At 75.6% G+C, this 20,227-nt stretch carries 17 protein-coding genes; 13 read left to right on the top strand and 4 right to left on the bottom strand.

The features are described 5' to 3' along the window. Positions 1-57: 57 nt before the first annotated feature. On the bottom strand, positions 58-765 hold the full coding sequence (locus tag MXD62_RS01980) for an RES family NAD+ phosphorylase (protein ID WP_248827720.1): 708 nt from the start codon (positions 763-765) through the stop codon (positions 58-60). Then, positions 765-1,511, bottom strand: a complete 747-nt coding sequence (locus MXD62_RS01975; protein ID WP_248827719.1) for a hypothetical protein — start codon at positions 1,509-1,511, stop codon at positions 765-767. The genes MXD62_RS01980 and MXD62_RS01975 overlap by 1 nt, the downstream gene beginning before the upstream one ends. A gap of 705 nt (positions 1,512-2,216) precedes the next feature. Between MXD62_RS01975 and MXD62_RS01970 the strand changes: the two genes are divergently transcribed. The 6 genes from MXD62_RS01970 to MXD62_RS01945 all read left to right on the top strand — a co-directional run bounded on the left by MXD62_RS01970 (position 2,217) and on the right by MXD62_RS01945 (position 8,044). Beyond that, on the top strand, positions 2,217-3,584 hold the full coding sequence (locus tag MXD62_RS01970) for a hypothetical protein (RefSeq protein WP_248827718.1): 1,368 nt from the start codon (positions 2,217-2,219) through the stop codon (positions 3,582-3,584). 317 nt (positions 3,585-3,901) lie between these two features. Then, on the top strand, positions 3,902-4,204 hold the full coding sequence (locus tag MXD62_RS01965) for an EsaB/YukD family protein (protein WP_248827717.1): 303 nt from the start codon (positions 3,902-3,904) through the stop codon (positions 4,202-4,204). Next, positions 4,195-5,433, top strand: coding sequence for a ThiF family adenylyltransferase (locus MXD62_RS01960; RefSeq protein WP_248827716.1), 1,239 nt, complete (start codon positions 4,195-4,197; stop codon positions 5,431-5,433). Before MXD62_RS01965 ends, MXD62_RS01960 begins: the two co-directional genes overlap by 10 nt. Then, entirely contained in the window at positions 5,433-5,807 is a 375-nt protein-coding gene (locus MXD62_RS01955) for a hypothetical protein (protein ID WP_248827715.1), read from the top strand. The genes MXD62_RS01960 and MXD62_RS01955 overlap by 1 nt, the downstream gene beginning before the upstream one ends. A gap of 48 nt (positions 5,808-5,855) precedes the next feature. After that, the gene (locus MXD62_RS01950; RefSeq protein WP_248827714.1) at positions 5,856-6,545 is read left to right on the top strand and encodes a ubiquitin-conjugating enzyme E2; all 690 of its coding nucleotides are present in this window, start codon (positions 5,856-5,858) and stop codon (positions 6,543-6,545) included. Next, complete coding sequence (locus MXD62_RS01945) at positions 6,542-8,044, top strand: Mov34/MPN/PAD-1 family protein (protein WP_248827713.1); 1,503 nt, start codon at positions 6,542-6,544, stop codon at positions 8,042-8,044. Before MXD62_RS01950 ends, MXD62_RS01945 begins: the two co-directional genes overlap by 4 nt. An 8-nt stretch (positions 8,045-8,052) precedes the next feature. Here the strand turns inward: MXD62_RS01945 and MXD62_RS01940 are convergent, their stop codons facing one another. Continuing rightward, positions 8,053-8,625: a hypothetical protein gene (locus tag MXD62_RS01940; protein ID WP_248827712.1), complete on the bottom strand. Its 573-nt coding sequence runs from the start codon at positions 8,623-8,625 to the stop codon at positions 8,053-8,055. Positions 8,626-8,858: 233 nt separating this feature from the next. Here MXD62_RS01940 and MXD62_RS01935 point away from each other — a divergent pair, with 233 nt between their 5' ends. The 3 genes from MXD62_RS01935 to MXD62_RS01925 all read left to right on the top strand — a co-directional run bounded on the left by MXD62_RS01935 (position 8,859) and on the right by MXD62_RS01925 (position 14,286). Continuing rightward, entirely contained in the window at positions 8,859-9,719 is an 861-nt protein-coding gene (locus MXD62_RS01935; protein WP_248827711.1) for a hypothetical protein, read from the top strand. Between the two features lie 245 nt (positions 9,720-9,964). Beyond that, the gene (locus MXD62_RS01930) at positions 9,965-12,754 is read left to right on the top strand and encodes a serine/threonine-protein kinase (RefSeq protein WP_248827710.1); all 2,790 of its coding nucleotides are present in this window, start codon (positions 9,965-9,967) and stop codon (positions 12,752-12,754) included. Further along, a complete protein-coding gene (locus tag MXD62_RS01925; protein ID WP_248827709.1) occupies positions 12,751-14,286 on the top strand; it encodes a hypothetical protein in 1,536 nt (511 codons plus the stop codon). Before MXD62_RS01930 ends, MXD62_RS01925 begins: the two co-directional genes overlap by 4 nt. A gap of 26 nt (positions 14,287-14,312) precedes the next feature. Here the strand turns inward: MXD62_RS01925 and MXD62_RS01920 are convergent, their stop codons facing one another. Further along, on the bottom strand, positions 14,313-15,086 hold the full coding sequence (locus MXD62_RS01920; RefSeq protein ID WP_248827708.1) for a hypothetical protein: 774 nt from the start codon (positions 15,084-15,086) through the stop codon (positions 14,313-14,315). A 38-nt stretch (positions 15,087-15,124) separates the two neighbouring features. On the opposite strand from MXD62_RS01920, the gene MXD62_RS01915 reads away from it, so the two are divergent. The 4 genes from MXD62_RS01915 to MXD62_RS01900 all read left to right on the top strand — a co-directional run bounded on the left by MXD62_RS01915 (position 15,125) and on the right by MXD62_RS01900 (position 20,079). Further along, complete coding sequence (locus tag MXD62_RS01915; protein ID WP_248827707.1) at positions 15,125-16,537, top strand: glycoside hydrolase family 3 N-terminal domain-containing protein; 1,413 nt, start codon at positions 15,125-15,127, stop codon at positions 16,535-16,537. A gap of 191 nt (positions 16,538-16,728) precedes the next feature. Then, positions 16,729-18,786, top strand: coding sequence for an AAA family ATPase (locus tag MXD62_RS01910; RefSeq protein WP_248827706.1), 2,058 nt, complete (start codon positions 16,729-16,731; stop codon positions 18,784-18,786). After that, positions 18,773-19,462 carry a 4Fe-4S single cluster domain-containing protein gene (locus MXD62_RS01905; RefSeq protein WP_248827705.1) on the top strand — a complete coding sequence of 230 codons (690 nt, stop codon included), beginning with the start codon at positions 18,773-18,775 and terminating at the stop codon, positions 19,460-19,462. Before MXD62_RS01910 ends, MXD62_RS01905 begins: the two co-directional genes overlap by 14 nt. Beyond that, on the top strand, positions 19,459-20,079 hold the full coding sequence (locus tag MXD62_RS01900; protein ID WP_248827704.1) for an FHA domain-containing protein: 621 nt from the start codon (positions 19,459-19,461) through the stop codon (positions 20,077-20,079). Before MXD62_RS01905 ends, MXD62_RS01900 begins: the two co-directional genes overlap by 4 nt. Positions 20,080-20,227: the final 148 nt, after the last annotated feature.

Genomic DNA, 20,227 nt, shown 5'->3' with positions numbered 1-20,227 from the left:
TCGGCCGCGGGCCCGGCGGCGTCGCCGGGCCCGCCTACTGCAGACGGACGAGCGTGCCTACGCCGCCGGCCTGGCCCGCGGCCGGTTGACTCGGGTGCGCAGCAGCGAGAGCCGTCGGTTCAGCCAGTCCAGGCCGGCCTCGTCGTCCAGCGGGCGGGCGCCGAACGGGGAGTAGGTGACGGCGTCCCCGCACCGATCACCGAACAGCAGCACGGCCTGGCCGCTCGGGTGGCGCTTCGACGGCCACACCAGGCCCGCCGGTGGGCCCTGTCCCGCTGTGTCCTCACCGTCGCGCAGCCAGTGCGCCCACAGCCGGGTGACCGGGTAGTTGGTGTGGTCGGTGTGCACCAGCCAGGTGTCCTGACGGGCAGCGGCCAGGTCGGCGGCGGCCAGCAGGCTGACGAGCCGCAACGGCCGGAGCGTCTCCAGCAGCACCAGGCTCCGGCCGGTGACCGCGCTCGCGGGCAGGTACCGCTGCGGCGAGTTGAAGGGGACGTCCCGCAACAGCACCTCGCACAGTGCGGTGAGGTCGTCGAACGCGGCGTAGCAGTACGGGTAGGGGCAGTCCGGGGTCGCGTCGAACCGGCCGCCCCAGCGCAGGCTGTCCTCCTCCATGTCGCGGACGGGTGAGCGGAACAGGGACGGTTCCGGCTCCGGTGACTGCCCGTCCGCGACGCCGGTCACCCGCCACAGCAGGGTGCCGGCGGGAACCTCCTGGTACCGGGGCTGAGCCTGGCCGTCCTTGGGCGGCACGCCGGCCGGCATCAGTCCACCGCCATGGCTGCCGCGGCCCGGAGCAGGAGCGCGTCCCGCTTGCGGTCCAGGCCGATCAGCTCGGCCGGGGCGGCGTCGAGCCGCGCGTGCGGGTCGATCCACCAGCAGGTGACGCCCCAGGGATCGGCCTCGGCGTCGAGCCGTTCGTTCACCTGCCGGACGACCGGCCACGGCTGGCCGGACCCGGCGAACTGGAACGCGGGCAACTGGTCTCCTCTGTCCGGGTGGGCCAGTCGGATCAGCCGGCGGTCGTCCGGGTCGGTGCCCCGGGCACGCAGCTCCTCCGGGCTGAGGGACGGCAGGGCCAGCAGCCTGGCCTGGACCTGCCGGTCGAACTCGTCGAGAGCCGGCAGGGCGGTGTGGCCCGGCTCCTGTCGCGGAGCCGGAGCCGGAGCGGGAGCGGGAGCGGGAGTGCCACCCGGGTCGTCGCCGGCCGCGCGCAGGATCAGTCGGAAGCCCTCGTCCAGCAGGCCGGTCTTGTCGCCCGCCAGGCCTCCCGGGGCGAGCATCGGGCCCGTGCGCAGCACCTCGACCAGGGGGTGATCCGCTGGCAGGAGCATCAGCAGCTCGTCCGCGAGTGCGGCGCGGGCATCCACCGGGTCGGGCTCGAGGGAGCCGTCGACCAGGCCGTGCAGTCGCGCCCGCTGCTCGTCGTCGGCCCTGGCGAGCACGTCCTCCCAGTGCTCGGCCAGCGCGCGCAGCAGTGGGTCCGCAGGATCCGGCTCCCCGGTATTCACCACGGCCTTCCCCATGCGGTGTCACCGAGGCCGGGATCGTGTTCCGGTCGCTGTCCTGGCCGCTTACGGGTCATGCGCTTTCTCCTCCGCAAAGAGCAGTGGACGGCTCCGGCGCCGGCTGGACTGTAGTCCAGCGTCGAGATGCTGCCAACACGACGAATTGCGGTGTCCCGGAACTGCCACTTTTCTGTCCCGCGGGGAGTGCGGCGCCCGGCGCGGAAAGCTCACACATCTTGTGCCGTAGACCGCGACGACATGGGGACCTCGAAGGGCACCCGGCGGCATACTGGTAATCGGGATTGACGCGCGTACCACGTCAGGACCTGGACAGGACATGGACACAGCCCGGCGGGGCATGAGGCCATGGGATCGCCAGGCGCCGGATCCCACCGGCACCAGAAGAAAACGGGGGGAACACATCTTGAGTGATCATCATTTAGCCGACGGCCGCTGACACCGCGTGTGCGGCGCCGTGACGCCCAGGTGCGACGGCCGGCCCGAAGCAGGCCGGCACCGAACCGCGCACATGGGCGGGCGGCCGACAGTCAGGCCTGCGCGCACGCGGGCCGACAACAGGGAAACCCACTACGGGCGCCCGCGGGCCCGCCGTGGTGGGAGAACCCGTGCACCGGCGCGGTTCCAGGACCGGACGGACCCGAGCGGCGGTGGACGGATCGCGTACTGAACCAAGGTGGAGGAGGAAGCGTGCCGACTGACGGGTCTGCGCGGTTCAACGACGGCGCTCCGGCGCCGTCCACGCCGGCTGACGTGGGTGTTCTCACCCGCGACGGACTGGCCGGGGAGCTTCAGAAGCTGGGCTGGGGGCGGGGGCTGAACACCCCGGCGGTGGAGACGCGGGTAGGCCCGATGCTGACCTTCGCGGTTCGCCGGGACGGGCGCACGCGCGCGCACGCACCGGGCCGCCCCGGAGCAACACCAAACGGCGTGGCTCGCGCCACGATGAACCGGCCCGCCGCCGGCAACGGCACCCCACGGGCCACGGATCAGGCCACCACAGCCCAGACCGGCGTTGATTCGGCCGCCAGGGATCAGGCAGCCCGGGATCAGGCGACCCGGGGCCGGGCGGCGGCTGATCGGGCAGCCGCGGACCAGAGGGCGGCCGGCCTGACCGCGGAGGATCAGGCAGCCACGGACAGGGCAGCTGTGGACGGGGCAGCTGTGGACCGGGCCGCCGTGGGCCGTTGGCTGCGGCAGCGGCTGCCGGACATCCCGGATGATCTGGCTGTCGCGGCGCAGGTGTTCTTCGGGATCCACCCGCAGGCGCAGCACCGGTTCCTCAGCGAACGGCTCGACTGGCTCGGCGACCAGTGGGGACGCGACCGGCGCACGGTGCGGCGCCGCGTCGACGAGGCGCTCGCGCTGATTGCCGAGGCGGCGGTCGAACCGCCGGCCGACGGCCCGCCGACAGACGGCCCGCCGGCGGACGGCCCCGCCGTGGTCGAATCGCCGGGCGCCCGGCCCGAGGCGGCGCGCGGGAACCCCACGCGCGACACCTGGTACACCGAACGCCTGTCCACCCTGCTGCGCCTCGACCGCGACGTGCCCGAGGCGACAGAGGCGCGGACCATCGTGGCCACGGTCAACGGGGTCGACACGGTGACGCTCGAGCTGAGCGTCCCCCCCGACGGCAGCCGCGGCGGCCGCGGGCGCGATCTCGGTGCCGAGATTCTCTACGGCGGAATCCTGCTCGGTTGGGACCGGCCGAGCGCGAGCCATTTCCGGCTGCACGTCGAGCTCCCCGGCCCGTTGCGGGCCGGTGACCGGCACAAGCTCGGGATTGCGCTGCGCGTGGTCGACGGAGCGCCGATGGCACCGCACTATGTGTGCGTTCCGCTGGGCCGGCTCACCGAGTTCGAAATCCGGGTGCGCTTCTCGCCGTCGCAGGCGGCCGACGGCGTCGAGGTCTTCGTCCTGGACGGTGTTCCGCCGCGCGTGGTCGACGACGACAGCGCGCAGCTTCCCCGACTCGGCGTGGACCGTGCCGGGGAGGTCCACATGCAGTTCCACGACCTCCGCCAGGGCCGCGGTTACGGCCTGCGCTGGGTCGTCTGACGAAGACTCGCCCAGGGTATTCACGGTGACCGGGCGGCGCCCGGTCACCGTGAATGGCCACGGGCGCTGACGGCCCGGGCGGAACGCCGGCCAAATCAGGATGCCCCGCGCGGGAATCGCGAAGAAAGACCATTCCCGCGGCAGGTCCGACGGCGGCGACATTTTCCTGCCAGCCGGTGGACAGAAGCATGACAGTCCGTCCACTCCGCGGACCGGCCACCGGCCCGCCGGTTCGGTCCGTCAGTTCGGGATGTCACTTCGGGCGGCGACGGTCGCTGACCCACGCGACGAACCGTGCGGAAGCGGAAGGAACCTCCATGGCCGACGTGCCCATGACCCTCATCCAGCCCTCCGGCACGACGACCGGCGTCGAAATGCCGGACGACGTACCGATCGGGGAACTCATCCCCGAGTTCGTGACCGAGCTGGGGCTGCCCACGACCGGCAGCGACGGGTCGGCGGTGGTCTACAAGATTCACTCGAAGAGCCTCGGCCGGGAGCTCACCGGCAACGAGACGCTGTCCGACGCCGGTGTGCCGGCGGACAGCCCGCTCGTGATCGCGCCGTTCGTGGTCGCCGGCGCCTCCGCGGCCACCGGCGCTTTCGCGGCATGGCACTGAACCAGCCGCGCCGGCGCATCCCCGATCCGCGGGACCGCAACGCCCGCCTCGCCTGGCTGGACGGCTGGTGGGACCGGTCGGTCGTGCACGGCGCGAAGGTTGCCGTCGTCGGGGTCGGGGCGCTCGGGAACGAGATCCTCAAGAACCTCGCGATGCTCGACTTCCGCTCGATCACGATCATCGACCGGGACACCGTCGAGATGTCGAACCTGAGCCGCTCGGTGCTCTTCCGGCCCCGGCACGAGGGGGTGTCGAAGGTGTCCGCGGCCGTCGAGACCCTGGCCGACCTCAACCCCGACGTCGAGGTCACGGCCGTGCACGCGGACGTCGTCCACGAGGCCGGGCTGGGCTACCTGCGGGAGCAGGACGTCATCATCGCCGGCCTCGACAGCCGGCGGGTGCGCTGGTGGCTCAACCGGCACGCGCGGGCGCTCGGCGTGCCCTGGGTGGAGGGAGCCACCCAGGGGCCGCACGGCCACGCCATGGCGTTCCTCCCAGAGGAGGGCCCCTGCTACGAGTGCGGGTTCGGTCCCGAGGACTGGCGGGCGCTGGACGACGTGGCGTCCTGCCGTCAGCTCGCGGTGGACGCGGCCGCCCACGGCCGGGTCGCCACCTCCCCCACCACGGCGTCCGTCATCGCCGCCGCCCAGGTGCACCTGGCGATGGACGTCCTGCACGGGCGTCCTGTCGTCGGCGGGCGGGGGATGCTGGTCAACCTCGGCGCGCCGGATCTCATGATCAGCGGGCGCCGGGAGGACCCGGACTGCGAGGCGCATGTCAGCTACGGCCCGGTCGTCGAGACCCCGTTGCGGGCGCGGACGGCGACCGTCGCCGACCTGCTCGCGGCGGCTGTCCCGGTGGTCGGCGAGCCGGCCACCGTCGAGCTGCGCTGGGACAGCGTGTGGGAGTTCGACTGCTCCGGCTGCGGCGGTGTCAGCTCCGTCCGGCGGGCCCGGGGCCTCGTCCGCCAGTCGGCGGCGATCTGCCCGAAGTGCGGCGACGAGCGCCGGCCCGTGTTCCGGCACCGGCTCGACGCACGGGACGGCGACCTCCTCCTCGCCGCCGCCGGGATCCCGCCCCGTGACGTCGTGGAGGTGCGCGGGCCGGCCGGATCGCGCTGGTTCGAGCTCACCGGCGACCGCGACGCCGAGCGCACCGACCACGAAACCCGCTACCGCGTCAGCGAGGGGACGGCCGCTCGCGGGGCCGGAACGGACCGCGCGCGCTGATGGACGCGATCGCCCTCGTCCTCATCCCGGCCATGGCGCTGTTACTGGGCATGGGGGTCTACCTGCATCAGCGCGGCCGGTCGGGGCCCGGCACGCCGCCCTCGCCACGATCCTGGCCCGAGGCGCGCGGCCGGGTCCGGATCGTCGATCCGAACTCGTCCTCGAACCGCGGCGGCCCGCCCAGGACGGCGGGCCAGACGCGCGTGCAGATGCGGCGGGACGGCACCAGCACCGAGGGGTGCCAGGTCTGCGGCGACACCATCGGCCCCGGCGAGCCGTACTCCCGCTGCACCGCCGGCCATCCGCATCACCGCGACTGCATGGTCTTCGCCGACAACTGCGCCCTGCCGAACTGTTCGGCGCGCTTCGCCTGACCCGGCGGCCACGGTCCGGACGGCTGCCCAGCAGACCGAGGAGAGAAAATGAACGCACCCGCCGGGGGGACGACGAACCCCCGCGACCGGCGCCTGCGGGCCGACGCCCGCAAGGTGCTCGAGCTCAGCGAGAACAGCGACCTCATCGAGGCCCGGCCGTTGGACACCGCGACGGGGCGACCGCCGGAGATCTGGGAGGTGACGTTCCGCTGCCGCGGCATAGTCGGCACCGAACGCGACGGCCGCCCGGTCTACGGCGACCACCACCGGGTGCGGATCGAGCTCGGACGGGAGTACCCGCGCGTGCCGCCGGGACTGCGCTGGCTCACCCCGATCCTGCACCCCAACATCGAGGGCCACGGCCCGCAGCGGGTCTGCATCGACCAGGCGCACTGGCAGGTCGGCCACACCCTCGACCGGGTGGTCCTGATGCTCGGCGAGATGGTTCAGTACAAGAACTACCATGCCGAACTGGTGCCGCCGTTCCCGTTGGACCAGGCGGCGGCGACGTGGGCGAGGCAGGCTGAGCGCGCCGGCTACTTCTCGAAGAGCCGGCCGGTCGACCCGCGCCCGCTGCTGCGCCCGGACCCCACCGCCGGCCGCCCGGGTCCGTCGGCCGGCCGGCCGGGTCCGGGGCCGGTATCCCGGATCAGGGTCAGGCCCGCCTCCACCACGCCCACGCCGACGCCGACGCCGACGGCCGAGCCGCGGATACGCATCGCCCGGGAGCGGCCGTGATCGACCCGACCCGGCCCGACCTCGACGCCCGGCCGATCCGCAGCCTCGACCTCGACCCCGACCCCGACCCGGACGCCGACGCGGCGCCCGGTGCCACGGAAGCCGGTGCGGCCGGCGAAGCCAGCGCCGCCACCGGTGCCGGCACCGCCGACACGATCGAGCTGCCCGGCCGCGCACGCCGGCTGACCGACATCGCCGGACCCACCACGGCCCCGGCCGACCCAGTTACCCCAGTTGCCCCGGCCGACCCGGCCGACCCGGCCGACCCGGCTGCCCCGGCTGCCCCGGCTGCCCCGCCGCGGCCCCGGATCCGACTGCGCCAAAACGTCCCCGCGCCGCCGCGGCCAGCGGCCATCCGGCCGTCCCTGGACGCGGGCCCGGCGTTCCGGCGGGTCGGCACCCACCTCGGCCAGCTCTACCTGGCGGAGGAGCCGCTGATCCGGATCAGCGACCACGCACACACGTCCACGAACGAGGTCGGCGGCTTCCTGACCGGGCAGATCGGCTCGGACGCGCGCGGTGCCTGGACATCGATCACGCAGGCCCACCCGGCGCTCCAGGCCCGGGGCGAGCGGGCCCGGCTGGAGATCCCGCCGGACGCCTTCGTCGACCTGCAGCGCTGGCTCGAGAACCGCCCGGACGTGCACCTGGTCGGCTGGTACCACACCCATCCCGGGCTGGGGATCTTCCTCTCCAGCTACGACACGTTCCTGCACCGGAGCTTCTTCGGCCTGGTGGGGCAGGTGGCCCTCGTCGCGGACCCGGCCATCGACCGGCTCGGCGTCTTCACCTCCGGGCCACGGGGCGGCGAGCCCACGACCCCGCACAGGGCCGACGCGGTGATGTCACTGCTGCGGTCCCGGTCGCCCGCGAGCGCCGTGGACGTCGACCCGGCCGCCCGCGACCCCGACCCCCTGAACCCCGACCCCCTGAACCCCGACCCGCGCGACCACAGCCCGGACAGCCCCGGCCCATACGACGGCGCCCCGGGCGGCGGCCCGGGCGGCGGCCCGGGCGGCGGCGAACCGGGCGAGGACGAGCCGCGTGTGGACGGGCCGGGCGAGCCAGGCCAACGCCGCGGACTCCGGGGAGGCCGCCGGGGCGGGCCGCGTCATGGCCGGCAGTCCTGGTTCCGCCGCGTCACCCGGTCGGTCAGGAGGACCGCGCCGGCCGGGACGGTGCCCCCACCGGACGACGCCGCCGACGACCCGGGGCGACGGCGACAACTGGGGCTACCGGTTCTCCTCGCGCTGCTGGCGATCGTCCTGTTCGTCGGCGGCACGCTGATCATCGTGCTCATGGGTGGCGACCGCGGCGCGAGCGGCGGACCGCCGGCCGACGACCAGCCGACGATGCCCCGGCCGGCGTCGTCGACCTGCGTCCCGGTCGTCGAGACGTACCTGGACACGCACGAGCGGTACGGCACCGGTCATCCCTGCCCGGACGACCACCCCGGGCGGCCTCCCGACGGGACACCATCCAACGACGACCGGGGGTGACGCCGCGCCTACCCAGCGGCTCCGCCAGTCCCGCCAGTCCCGCCGGTCCCACCGGCCGCGCCGGCCGCGCCGGTCTCCGCGACGAAGCCGTCCCAGACGTCCATCAGCTCCGCGGCCTCAGCGGCCTCAAGCATGATCTGAACCACGCCGCCAGCCGACAGCAGCCCCGGGACGGCCGCACTCGCCCGGGGGCCGAGCAGTCGGCGGGCCAGCTCCACCTCCGCCGGCCGCTCGTCCCAGCGGGAGGCCCCGTCCAGACACAGCGACGTCAGCACCGACGCACGGAAGGCCACCGACAGCCGCTCGCCCGGGTCCACCTCGATCTCGGGCGTTCCGGGCCGGCCGGTCACCAACAGGCGGTCCGGTCCCGGGTGAACCTCCACCCGCAGCGTGGGACGGGTCGTCCACCAGAGCCGCCAGACGGCGGCCGAGAACTCCCCCGCGCCCGGTGGGACGTCCCGTGCCCGCCGGCCGGACGGCTGCCCGCGGTGGGCCATGTGCGTCCCCTCCCCCCGGGCCGGCGGCGTGGGACGCGGGTCGTCCCCGGGCCCGGACGCACCGTCCGCCGGTAAGGCGGTCACCGACTCTTCTCGGTCCATCCTCTCCCCCCTCGGACCTCTTCCCCGCCCCGGTCCCCGGGCCGCACGGGACAGAAGAGCGACATCTTGTACGCCGAAAGCGACGGCGCCCGTTCCGGGCGGTAGGTCTGTGCTCGGAAGTCACGTCTGTCCCATCCGCGGCGCTCATGGCAGGACGGCACCTTCGCGCCGACGGCGAGGCAGGCGTATCGCCGACCGGGGAGGGGAGCTCGACCATGCTGGAGGGGACGGCCGACTGGCGGCTGCGGCACCTCACCGAGGCGGACAGCGAGCACCCCGACCGGCCGGCGGAGCGCGCCTACCACGCCATGGCGGCGATGGTGTCGCACCGTTTCCTGCACCTGACCCGGGCCGAGCGGGCCCGGCAGGTGCACCTCGGCCCGCGGTGCGGCCCGGACTGCGACCTGTGCTGGGACATCGCCCTGGCGCACGCGGTGTGGGCCGCGAACAAGGTGCGCCGGCAGCTGCGCGACGGTCCACCGCGCACGAGCCGGGGCGAGGAGGTCCGGGACTGGGTCCGGATCATGGAGTGGATCCGGACACCACCGCGCGACGAGACCGAGGTGGCCGCGGTCCGGCACGCCTTCTTCCACCGGCTGCCGCCGAACGACCCCCTCCTGCCGTTGGTGCACGCCGTCGCCACCCAGTTGCTTCCCTCGGCCAGCGGGGCGCGGACCATGCGCCGCACCAGCGACTTCGTCGGTGACGCGCGACGCTCCGTCCTCGCGCAGCGGCAGGGCTGGTCGGTCAAGCCGGGCCGGGACCTCTCCCAGCGGGTCACGTTCGCCGGGTTCCGCGCCCGGCACCCGCGCGGCATCGAGCTGCTCCGCGACGTCCTCAAACGGCTCGATCACGGGGCCGTGGACCCCTACCAGGCGGTGCTGGGCCGGGAGGGGACGAGCGAGGCGGACCGGGCCGCGCTCCTCGCGCTGCTGCGGGACATGTTCGCCGACGACGCCGCCCGGGACTGGTTCCAGCGCGAGGTGGACGCGCGCCAGTCGTACAACGAGGATCTCGCGCGCCGCCGGTACCGGCCGATCGAGGACGTCGACGGGCTCACCGACCCCGAGGGGTGAACGGCGTCGCCGCCCGCCCCGCCCCCGTCGTGTCCGCACCGCGCATCACCCCCGGTTGTGGAGCCGGCTGGCGCCCGCTCCATCGGTACGGACGGACGGGCGGTGCCGGCCGGCCCGGGGTGATCCGTCCGTCTGTCCTGAGGTGCGCGGCGGTCCGCGCTCCGTGACCGCCCCGTCAGGGCAGAGGGAGGTGCGCGCTGACCAGCTCCGGTGGCCCGGACGACGATTCCGGCACGAGGGGGCCGGTGGCCGCCGACCGGACCCGGGTCGAGCACGGGCCGGGCCCGGTCGGCCCGGCGGCCGGCGGCGATCCCGACATCACCCGCGTCGAGCGCCCGGCCGATGAACTCACCCGGGTCGAACTCGGCGGCACCGCCCGGCCTGGCCTCGCCGACCCGGACATCACCCGGATCGAGCGCGCCGATCCCCCGACGACCGGCACCGCGACCGACACCGCGGACGTCGCCGCGGACGTCGTCGCGGGGACCGGGCTGCCGGACGACCTCGCCGACCGGCTGCCCGGTGACCTCGACGAGCGATGGGTCCGCTGCGGGCGGCTACCCGGCGGCGGGGAGGCGACGCTGCTGCTCGTCCGGCCGCGGCGACCGGCGTCCGACGCCCGGCTGCGGTTCGTCGGCGGCGACGCTCCACGGTGCGTGCTCAAGCTCTACGACCCCGCGGTCCCGCGGGACCGCGACGCGGTCTGGGCGGCTGTCCGGGGTATCCGCGACGAGCACGTCCTGGAACTGCGCGAGACGGGGACCGCCGACCGGTACGACTACGAGATCTCGCCGTACCTCCCGGCCGGATCCCTCGAGGACGCCGTGCAGGCGTCCGTGGACGAGCACGGCGAGACCTTCGCGCCGTGGCCGCCCGAGCGGATCCGGCTGCTGGTCGCCCAGCTCGACCGCGCGCTGGACGCCCTGCACGGCGCGCAGGTGCTGCACCGCGACCTCAAGCCCGGCAACATCCTCGTGCGCTCGCTCGACCCGCCCCATCTCGTGCTGGGCGATTTCGGCATCGCCCGGGTCGTGGACGACACCGGCCGCTACACCGGCCGTTACGGCTCACCGCGCTTCATGCCGCCGGAGGCGATCGTCGCCGGCCAGGTCTGGGACTCCCCCGCCCGCGACTACTGGGCGCTGGGAATCGTCGTGCTGGAGTTCGCGACCGGGGTGCGTGTCTTCCGCGGCCTGCACGACGCCGCCTGGACGCAGCAGCTGGCGGCGCGCGGCGTCGACGTCTCCGGGGTGGCGGACGCCCGGGTCCGGATGCTCTGCCGGGGCCTGCTCACCCGCGATCACGCGGCGAGGTGGGGCCATCGGGAGGTCGCGAGCTGGTTGGGCGGCGGTTCGCCGGCGGTCGCCGACGCCGGGGCCGAACCGGTCGCGCTGAGCCTGCGGGCGCGCCGTTTCCACGATCCCGCCGAGCTGGCCGCCGCGATCAGCGGTGACCCGGTGACCTGGAGCCACGCCGGCCGCCGGTTCCTGCCGGTGGCCGGCGGCCACGACGACGGCGAGGGCTGGCGGCAGCTGGTCGAATGGCTGCGGGCGACCCGCCCGAACAGCGGTGCCGGGTGGACCGACGAGGACCTGGCCGAGCTCCTCGACCACCGACTGCGCCGGCCCGAGGTGTCGCTGGACGTCCGCCTGCTGCACCTGGTGCGCTGGCTCGACCCCGACGCGGCACCCGGGTTCCGCGGGGTGGAGATCAGCCCGGAGTCGCTGCGTGAGCTCGCCGACGCCGCCCGGACGGCGATCGCCGCCGGCCGGCGGTGCGACGAGCGCAGGCTGATCGAGCAGCTGCGCCGGGAGCGCATCCTGACGACCGTCGCCGCCCCGGTGGCCCGGCTCTCCGGCGGCGGGCCGAACGGCCCGAACGGCCCGAACAGCGGAGGACACGGCGGCACGGCGGGGGCGCGGGCGCGGCTGGCGGCGGTGGCCAGGCGCTGGGACGAGGCCGCGGCGGCGCTGCCGGCCCGGGCCCACGGCCTCGTCCCCGGCGGCACCCGCCACCTGCCCACCTGGCTCCCCGAGTGGACGAACGCGACCGCCCTGTGGCTGGCCGCCGACCCCACCGGCGCCGCCGGGCACCTCTCCCAACTGATCGCCACGGAAAGCGCCCGGCTCGATCCGTGGGCACCCGCCTGGTGGACGAGCGTGCTGCGGGGGGTGACCGGCGCGCCGGGCGGCACGGGTCGGGTGCGCCGTGTCGGAACGGCGAGCAGGATCCGGGTGCACGGGCCCGTCCCGGAGCGGGACCTGCACCGGGGCGTGGATCTGGCCGCCGCGCTCCTGCACCTGCCGGCCGCGGCCGGCGAGGCCGGAGCCGCCCGCTCCCGCCACGAGGTCGCGCAGGAAGCGGCCCGGCAGCGTCGGGCCGCCTGGGACCACATGGAGGCCCACCGGCACGCCGGCCGCCCGAGGGCACGCGCCCGGGCGCTGTGGTGGATCGTGCCCTGGCTGGCCGGCGCGGCTGTTCTGCTCTCGGCGCACGTGTGGTGGGGACGCGACGCGGCCGCCTCATGGCCCGGTACCTGGTCCGCCGGGTGGTTCGCGCTGTTCACGGCAGCCGCGGTGGGCGCGGTCGGTCTGCATGCCCACCGGGAGCTCCGGCTCGCCACGGAGCTCGGCGGCGACTACCGCGCCCCGGTCGCGTCGGCCGCCGAAAGCCGCCGGCACCGTGCGCGGTCAGCCTGGCTGGACCAGACCGGCCGGCGGCTGTGGGAACTCGACGCCGGGCCGCGGCTGGCGGTCGGCCTGCTGCTGCTCGCCGCCCTGTGCGTGTTGCTCCTCGTGCTCGTCGCGGTCCCGCTCCCGCTGCAGGCGGTCGAGCTCTGGGTGGCCACGCACCGGGTCTCCGCGCGGCGCCGGGCCTGGGCCGGCGCGCACGAGACGCACCGACGCAACACCCTCGGCGCCCAGCCGGGTGCGGGCATGGTGCGCCGCACCGGCGGCGCGGCGGGCAGCGCGGCACCGGCGACCGGCGACACGACTCGTGTGATCAGGCGAAGGCCATCAGGAGGAAGACCATGAGCGCCGGGCTCGGCACCGTCAGCGTAATGCCGACCATCTCGACGCACGCGGTGCTGGGCGCCGCGCACACGGCGGCGGTGGCCGCGGCCGGAGTGATCGTCACGGTCGCCGCCGGCGCGGCCGTGGCCGGGGCCGCCGGGACGGGAATGGCCTGGGCGGTGTCCCACAGCCTGCGGGTGGGCGCCGACCGGGCCGGACGCGCGGCGGCCGCCTGCGACGCAGCCGTCCAGGACGCCCGGCGGTGGGAGTCGACGGTGCGGGAGGTCGCCGGGCGCAACGCGCGCGTCGGGCTGCTCACCGCCGCGTGCCGCGCGGAGGGCATCCCGGTCGACACGGCGCTGCTGACCCTCGGGTACTCCGGCCAGCCGGAGGCGGTACTCGGCCGGTGCGGGGAGCTGGACCGGCAGCTGGCCCGCCTCGAACAGGAGCTGACCCGGCGCCGCCGCTCGGCGCTGCTGGCACGCCTGCACGCCCCCGCGGCGCAGGGCGGGAGAACCGGCCCCCTGAGGACCGGCCCCGTCCGGACGACCGGCGGAAGCGGGAGGGTGCGGATCGGGAGCCCTGCCGACACCGGGCCTGCGGCGGCGCCGGCTGCCGGCCGGCAGCCGGCCTTCGCCGCCCCGTTCGAGGCCGAGGTGCACGCGATGCTGACCGACGCCCGGGTCGCGCTCGCCACCGTGGACGAGCACGCCGCGCTGGCGGACGCCGCCGCGGCCGCGCTGCGCGCCCTGCGCCGCGCCGTCGACCAGACCGGCGCCGACCAGCCCGGAGGCCAGCCGGGCAGCCGTCCCCCGGGGGAGGCCGAGGCCCGCCTGGCGGGGCTGCGGGCCACCGCCCAGGAGGTGTGGGACGCGGTCCGGCGGCGTCAGACGGCGGCCGTCGAGGCCGCCGTGCTCATCCAGCCGCTCCTGCCCGAGGGCCCCGGCGCAGCCATGGTCGACGCGGCCGGCGAAGCGGTCCGCGCGGAGCTCCTGGAGGTCATGGCCGGCACCCGGCTGCTCGACGACCCCCTGCGCGGGCGGGCGGTCGCCGCCATCGACGCGCTCCTCGCCGCCGCGGCCCGCCGCCACCAGGCGACCGTGCTCACGGAGGCCGTCCACGAGCTGACCGACGACCCGGAGCAGCTCGAGGTCATCGAGGCACCGGACGGATCGGTCGAGGTGCGGGCCGCGATCGGTGCGCGGCACGAGCTGCGGCTCGCCCTGCGCCCGCACGGCCCGGACGAGGAGCAGCTGCTGTCCTGGACGACGGTCCGCACCGCCGAGGCCGGCCCCGCCGAGGCCGCGGACGCCGTCATCGCGGACGACACCCGGGTGTGCGAGGCCGCCGCGGCCGGCATGGACCGGGTCGATGAGCAGCTCGCCGAGTCCGGCGTCGAGCACGAGGAGGAGACCCGCAAGCCACCGGGCTCGGTGCTGCCGGTCGACGCGCTGTCACCGGAGGAGGCCGCGGCGGCGGCGCGCCGCCGGGCCGAGCGGCGGCGGCGCACGGAAGGGGAGCAGCAGCGCCGGCGCCAGCTGCCCGGCTCGTGAGCCGCACGGGCAGGTGGCGCCGGCTGTCAACCGCGGGCCACGAACTCGCTCCGCCCGCCGGGCTCCACCTTCCGCGCCAGGCACTCCTCGGTGGGAATCCCGTTGGCGTCGCACCATCCGTTCGCGGTGTTCGGGCCGGAGAACGCCAGCGGAACGATGCTGATCCACACGAGCTGGCCCTGGCAGGCACCGGCGGTGGCGTAGTCCTGGTCGATTCCGAGGGCTGTCGGCCTGGTGGTCAGCGCGCCGAACCGCAGCTGGAGCGCCTGGTGGAAGGCCGCGATCTGGGGTGTGGTCACGCTCGGCGTCTCGGCTGTGCCGTCCGGAAACCAGTCCGGCTCGAGGTCCGCCCGCACGCCGACACACTTGCTGGACACCTGCGGCACCCAGCTTCCCCGCAGCGCGCGGACCCCTGTCTCGTCATGAGCCGCCTGGTCAGCCAGCAGCTCGGCGGCCGCCTGCTCCGGGAGGGCGGCGATGCCGGCGGGGGTGGTCGGCCGCGTCGGCTGGCGCGGGGGGGTGGTGACCGGAGCCCCGGGGACTCCCGGCGACCAGGTCCCGGGGCCGGAGCTGGAGCCCGGGGCCGTGGTCGGCACCGCCTGGGTCCGCGGGCCGGACAGGGGCGACGGGCCGGACCCACCGGCCAGGACATCGCTACGCGTCACCGCCAGGTAGCCGCCACCGACCACCAGCAGGAAGGCCGTCGCCGCGAGGATGGCCGCCACCACGGGCCAGGATCCCGCCGGCCCGGGCCCCGGACTCGGCCGCGGATCCGCGGGAAAAGGTTTGCCCTCGCTCATGCTGTTCCTCCTCCTCGGGTGCGGTCCCGGTGATCCGGATGCCCTCCGGGTACGGACGGCACCGGTACCGGTCGGGACGGCGCTGGTACCTGCCCATCCCGTCCGTGCTGTACGACCTGCCCTGGTGGCTGCCGCTGCGGCTGCTCGTCCCCGCCGGGCTGGTGGCGCTGCTCGGGTTCGGCGTCGTGGTCAGCGGCGCCGGGCGGGAGCAGCCGTCGCGGGCCGGGTCGAACCCACCGGTCACCACCGCGGCGATCTCGCCGCGCCCGTCGGCGCCGCCGGACGCCTCGGCGCCACCGGCCACACCCGCACCCGCACCCGCGCCCGGCGGGAGCCCGGCCGCCGGTGGCGCCGGCGTGAGCCGGTCGCCCCGGTCGGTCTCCTGCGCCGGAGCCCTGGTCGCCGCGATGAACGTCGAGCAGCGCGCGGGGCAGGTCGTGATGGTCGGCGTCCCGGTCACCGACCCGCTGTCCGCGGTCGACGTCGTCCGGCAGTCCCGGCTCGGCGGCGTCTTCCTCGCCGGGCGGTCGACGGGATCCGCCGACGCCCTGCGCGGGGCGCTGCGGGCCGTGCAGGAGGCCGCGCTGCGCGACGTCGGTGTGGCGGTGCACATCGCGGTCGACCAGGAGGGTGGCAAGGTCCAGACACTGCGCGGGCCCGGGTTCGGGGAGATCCCGAGCGCGGTCGAGCAGGGCGGCTGGGACACCGCGACGCTGCGGCGCCGGACCGGCGACTGGGCGCGTGAGCTGGCCGGCGCCGGCGTGACCCTGGACCTGGCGCCCGTCGCCGACACCGTCGCCGCCGGCACCGCCCGGGACAACCCGCCGATCGGGGCCTTCGACCGGCAGTTCGGCGCCACCGCCGACGCGGTCGGGGCCGACACCCAGACGGTGATCACCGCGATGCAGGACAGCGGCCTGCTCGCGACCGCCAAGCACTTCCCCGGCCTCGGCCGGGTCCGGCACAACACCGACACCTCGGCCGGTGCCGTCGACGGCGCCGCGGACGCCGCGGACCCGAACCTGGCCCCGTTCCGGACAGCGGTGGCCGCCGGCACGGCGGCGGTGATGATGTCCCTGGCCCGCTACCCGCGGCTCGATCCGCGCGAGCCGGCGGTGTTCTCCCGGCCGATCGTCACCGACCTGCTCCGCGGCCAGCTCGGGTTCGGCGGCATGGTCGTGTCGGACGACCTCGGGGCGGCGGTCGCCGTCCAGTCCGTGCCGGTGGGCGAACGCGCCGTGCGTTTCGTGGCGGCCGGCGGGGATCTCGTGCTCTCCGTCCGGCGGGCCGACGCGGGGCCGATGACCGGCGCCCTCGCCGCCGAGGCGCGCCGCGTGCCGGCGTTCGCCCGGCGCCTGACCGAGGCCGCGACCGCGGTGCTCGCGAGCAAGGAGCGGCTGGGAATGCTCGACTGCCCCGCCGCGCCCCCGGAGCCGCCGGCCGCCAGATGACCCATCCGCCGACCGGACGGCGCCGTCTCGCCCGCTCACGCCCCGACCCCCTTCCGACCCGAGTCCGGACCGGACCGACCGGACCGTCCCTGAACGCACTGACGGACGCACAACCCGCGGGCATCGAGCCCGCCCGACGCGGAGGTGAGCACGCGGTGTCACAGCGGCTCGATCACAACGCTGCAGCGCACATGACCGGCCATCCAGAGACCACTCCCGCGACCACCCCCGGGGCCGGGTGGCCGGGCGCCGCCGGCGGGGGCGCCCGGCGGGACACCGACCGGACCCGGGCGCCCGGCTGGGTGCGCGACCTGCAGTCGTCGGTGTTCACCCACCCGCAGTTCGTCCTGCACGGCAACGTGCGGGACCTGCACCTGTGGGCGCCGCCCAACGGGCCGGTGCAGTTCCTCTCGCTGCTCGACCGGCTGTGGTTCGCGCTCGACGCGAGCGGCTACCAGCACGTGCTGGTGGCCGACCCGGTGGACGGGCTGCGGCTGCACCTGCCCAGGGCCGTCCCGCCGCACGACCGGCGCGAGCGCCTCCGCGCCCAGCGGGACGTCCTGCGCCGGCGTTACGGGATGAAGTGCCCGCAGCGCGAGCTGGACCTGCCCGCCCTCGCCGGGCGGATGCGCCAGGTCGTGCTGGGCCCGAAGGATCCGGCCCGGGCCGAGGATGCCGCGGGGGACGACGACGGCCAGGACCTCGCCACGACCGGCCTCGTCGACATCCCGGTCGCGCTGATCATCGACTACGCCGGACGGCTGATCACCAATCCGGCGAACCTGATGGAGAACGAGCAGGCGTTCTTCGCCACCGCAGAGAAGCTCGCCCACCAGGCGATGCGCTTCATCTGGCCGGACGAACGGGCCCGGTACAACCCGCTCATCTGGCTTGTCCACACCGAGCAGGAGCTGCCGGCGTCCTTCATGTCGCCGGCGGTCCCGCTGCGGCGGATCGCGGTGCCCGTGCCCCAGCTCGACGACCGGCTCGCCGCCACCAGGGCGCTGCTGCCACTGCTGCCGGAATCGCACGGGCTGGACGCGCCACGGCGCGAGGCCCTGGCCAGGCGCTTCGCCGACAGCGCCCAGGGCCTGCCGCTGAACAGCCTGCCCGCCATCGTCGAGCTGAGCCGCTCCGGCATCCCCGAGCTGTCCTCCATGGAGGCGGCCGCCCGCAGTTACCGGCTGGGCGTCCGGGAGAACCCGTGGGGGCAGGACGAGCTGCGCGACCGCCTGCGCGAGGCGGAGCCGACGCTCAACGCGGCGGTGCTCGGCCAGCGCCAGGCCGTGGGCCGGGCGGTGGACATCCTCGTCCGCTCGGTGATGGGTCTGTCCGGCGCGCACGCGAGCAGCACCGTCCGCCCCCGCGGGGTGCTGTTCCTCGCCGGACCGACCGGGGTCGGCAAGACGGAGCTGGCCAAGTCGATCAGCCAGCTCGTCTTCGGTGACGCCGACGCCTACACCCGCTTCGACATGAGCGAGTTCTCCGCGGAGCACTCCGCCGACCGGCTGATCGGCGCGCCGCCGGGCTACGTCGGCTACGACGCCGGCGGGGAGCTGACGAACGCCGTCCGCCAGCGCCCGTTCAGCCTGCTGCTGTTCGACGAGATCGAGAAGGCCGCGCCGCTCATCCTCGACAAGTTCCTGCAGATCCTCGACGACGGCCGGCTCACCGACGGGACCGGCTCGACGGTCCACTTCAGCGAGACCGTCATCGTGTTCACCTCCAACCTCGGGATGCGGGCACCGGCCGGCGAGCTGCCGCTGACCCCGGAGACCGACCGCGCGGAGCTGGAGCGCCGGGTCGAGGCGGAGATCCGCCGGCACTTCGTCGACAAGCTGAACCGGCCGGAGCTGCTGAACCGCCTCGGCGACAACATCGTCGTCTTCGGGTTCATCGACCGCCCGACCGCCGTCCAGATCTTCGACCTGCAGCTGGGACGGGTCCTGGCCCAGGTCCGCCGGCTGCACGCGATCGACGTGCGGCTGTCCGCGGCCGCCCGGGACCGCCTGCTCCAGGAGGCGACGTCCGAAGCGGTGCTGGCGTACGGGGGGCGCGGCATCGGATCTTTCATCGAGGCGGCGCTGGTCAACCCGCTCGCGCGCGAACTGTTCCAGACCAGCCTGCGCCCGGGCTCCGCCGTCGAGGTGACGGACGTCGGCAGCCGGGCCGGCCGCCGCTCGCTGACCCTCCGGCGGGACGGGGACCATGGCAGCCTGGAGAAGGCGCGTGGCGATGACCGGGCCTGAGACCGGTCCGGCCGCGCCCCGGCCGGACGGGCGACAACTGCGCCTGAACCGCCGCCACTACCCGGTGACGACGCTCGGGCCGGGCACCCGGGCCGGCCTGTGGACGCAGGGCTGCACCATCGGCTGCCCCGGCTGCATGTCGCTCGACACCTGGGATCCGGCGGGCGCCGCCGACGTGCCGGTGCAGGACCTGCTGACCTGGCTGCGCGACCTGCCCGGCCTGACCGGGGTGACGATCTCGGGCGGCGAGCCGTTCCAGCAGCCGGCGGCGCTCACCGCGCTGCTGGCCGGTGTGCGCGCGACGCTGCCCACGGTCGACGTCATGGCCTACTCCGGCTACACCACCGCCGCCCTGCGCCGCAGCCCGGGCCGGGCCGCGGCCATGGCCCTCTGCGACGTCGTCGTGACCGGCCCCTACGTCCAGCGGCGCGCCCCGGGCGGGGCGTGGCGCGGATCGGCGAACCAGCGGCTGGAGGTGCTGACCCCGCTCGGCCGGGCGCGCTTCGGCACCGGCCATGACGCCCCCCCGCCGCGACGGCGGCTGCAGGTCGGGCTGGACGGCGACCGGTGGTGGGTGATCGGCGTGCCCGGCCCGGGTGACCTGAGCCGCCTCGAGCAGGCGCTGTCCCGGCGCGGCCTCCTGCTCACCGACGTCTCATGGCGGCCCGAGCCGTGAGCGGCACCACCTGGCAGTGCGGCGGATGCCGTTCCCCGGTGTCGCTGACGGCCGCGATGTGCGCGGTGTGCGGCACGATCCTCACCGGGCAGACCCGGGTCCGAAGCGACCCGCCGGCGACCGACGACGACCCGCCGACGCGCCCGGCCGCGCCGACCTTGCCAGCCGCGCCGACCTTGCCGGCCGCGCCGGCCTGCCAGGCCTGCCGCAGGGAGCTGCCGGGGCCGGACGAGCCGGTGTGCCCGTACTGCGGGGCCGTCCCGAGCCGCGTCCGTCCCCGGGCCGCCACCGTCGAGCTGCGCTTCGACACCGGCACGGTCCGCGTCCCCGCGGGCGACACCGCCGTGATCGGCCGGCAGGGCACCCACGACAGCGACCGCCTGCTCCACGGCTGCGAGTACGTCTCCCGGTGGCACGTCGTGGTCCGCGTGGCGGCGGACGGCAGCGCCCGCGCGCGGGAGGAACGGCCGTCCGCGAACGGCACCTTCGTCAACGGGCGGCGGCTGGGGCCGGACTGGTGCGATCTGCCCGACGGCGCGCAGCTGCGCCTCGGCTCCCTAGTCGCGGCGGCGGTGCGGTACGACCGAGAACCGAAGGCGAACCGGGACGTCCGGTAGCGCACGGCATGTCGTGGGGCTTCTCGCGACGACCACGACCCGCCGGGCGCGCGCTCGGGTCGGTTGCCTGCGGCGGGCGGTCTGCCGCACGCTCGGCCAGCCGACTCCCGCCGGTGCGCGCGGCGGGGGCGGCGCGAGCCGCGGAGGT

The organism is Frankia sp. Mgl5, assembly GCF_023242985.1.
Taxonomy (GTDB): domain Bacteria; phylum Actinomycetota; class Actinomycetes; order Frankiales; family Frankiaceae; genus Parafrankia; species Parafrankia soli.
Note: the sequence above shows the minus strand (reverse complement) of the source record. Positions and strands in the feature narration are given on the sequence as shown.

Coding starts and splice junctions, on each gene's coding strand:
- MXD62_RS01980 (WP_248827720.1), bottom strand. CDS start 765: ATGCCGGCCGGCGTGCCGCCCAAGGACGGCCAGGCTCAGCCCCGGTAC.
- MXD62_RS01965 (WP_248827717.1), top strand. CDS start 3,902: ATGGCCGACGTGCCCATGACCCTCATCCAGCCCTCCGGCACGACGACC.
- MXD62_RS01960 (WP_248827716.1), top strand. CDS start 4,195: ATGGCACTGAACCAGCCGCGCCGGCGCATCCCCGATCCGCGGGACCGC.
- MXD62_RS01955 (WP_248827715.1), top strand. CDS start 5,433: ATGGACGCGATCGCCCTCGTCCTCATCCCGGCCATGGCGCTGTTACTG.
- MXD62_RS01950 (WP_248827714.1), top strand. CDS start 5,856: ATGAACGCACCCGCCGGGGGGACGACGAACCCCCGCGACCGGCGCCTG.
- MXD62_RS01935 (WP_248827711.1), top strand. CDS start 8,859: ATGCTGGAGGGGACGGCCGACTGGCGGCTGCGGCACCTCACCGAGGCG.
- MXD62_RS01925 (WP_248827709.1), top strand. CDS start 12,751: ATGAGCGCCGGGCTCGGCACCGTCAGCGTAATGCCGACCATCTCGACG.
- MXD62_RS01920 (WP_248827708.1), bottom strand. CDS start 15,086: ATGAGCGAGGGCAAACCTTTTCCCGCGGATCCGCGGCCGAGTCCGGGG.
- MXD62_RS01915 (WP_248827707.1), top strand. CDS start 15,125: ATGCCCTCCGGGTACGGACGGCACCGGTACCGGTCGGGACGGCGCTGG.
- MXD62_RS01910 (WP_248827706.1), top strand. CDS start 16,729: ATGACCGGCCATCCAGAGACCACTCCCGCGACCACCCCCGGGGCCGGG.
- MXD62_RS01905 (WP_248827705.1), top strand. CDS start 18,773: ATGACCGGGCCTGAGACCGGTCCGGCCGCGCCCCGGCCGGACGGGCGA.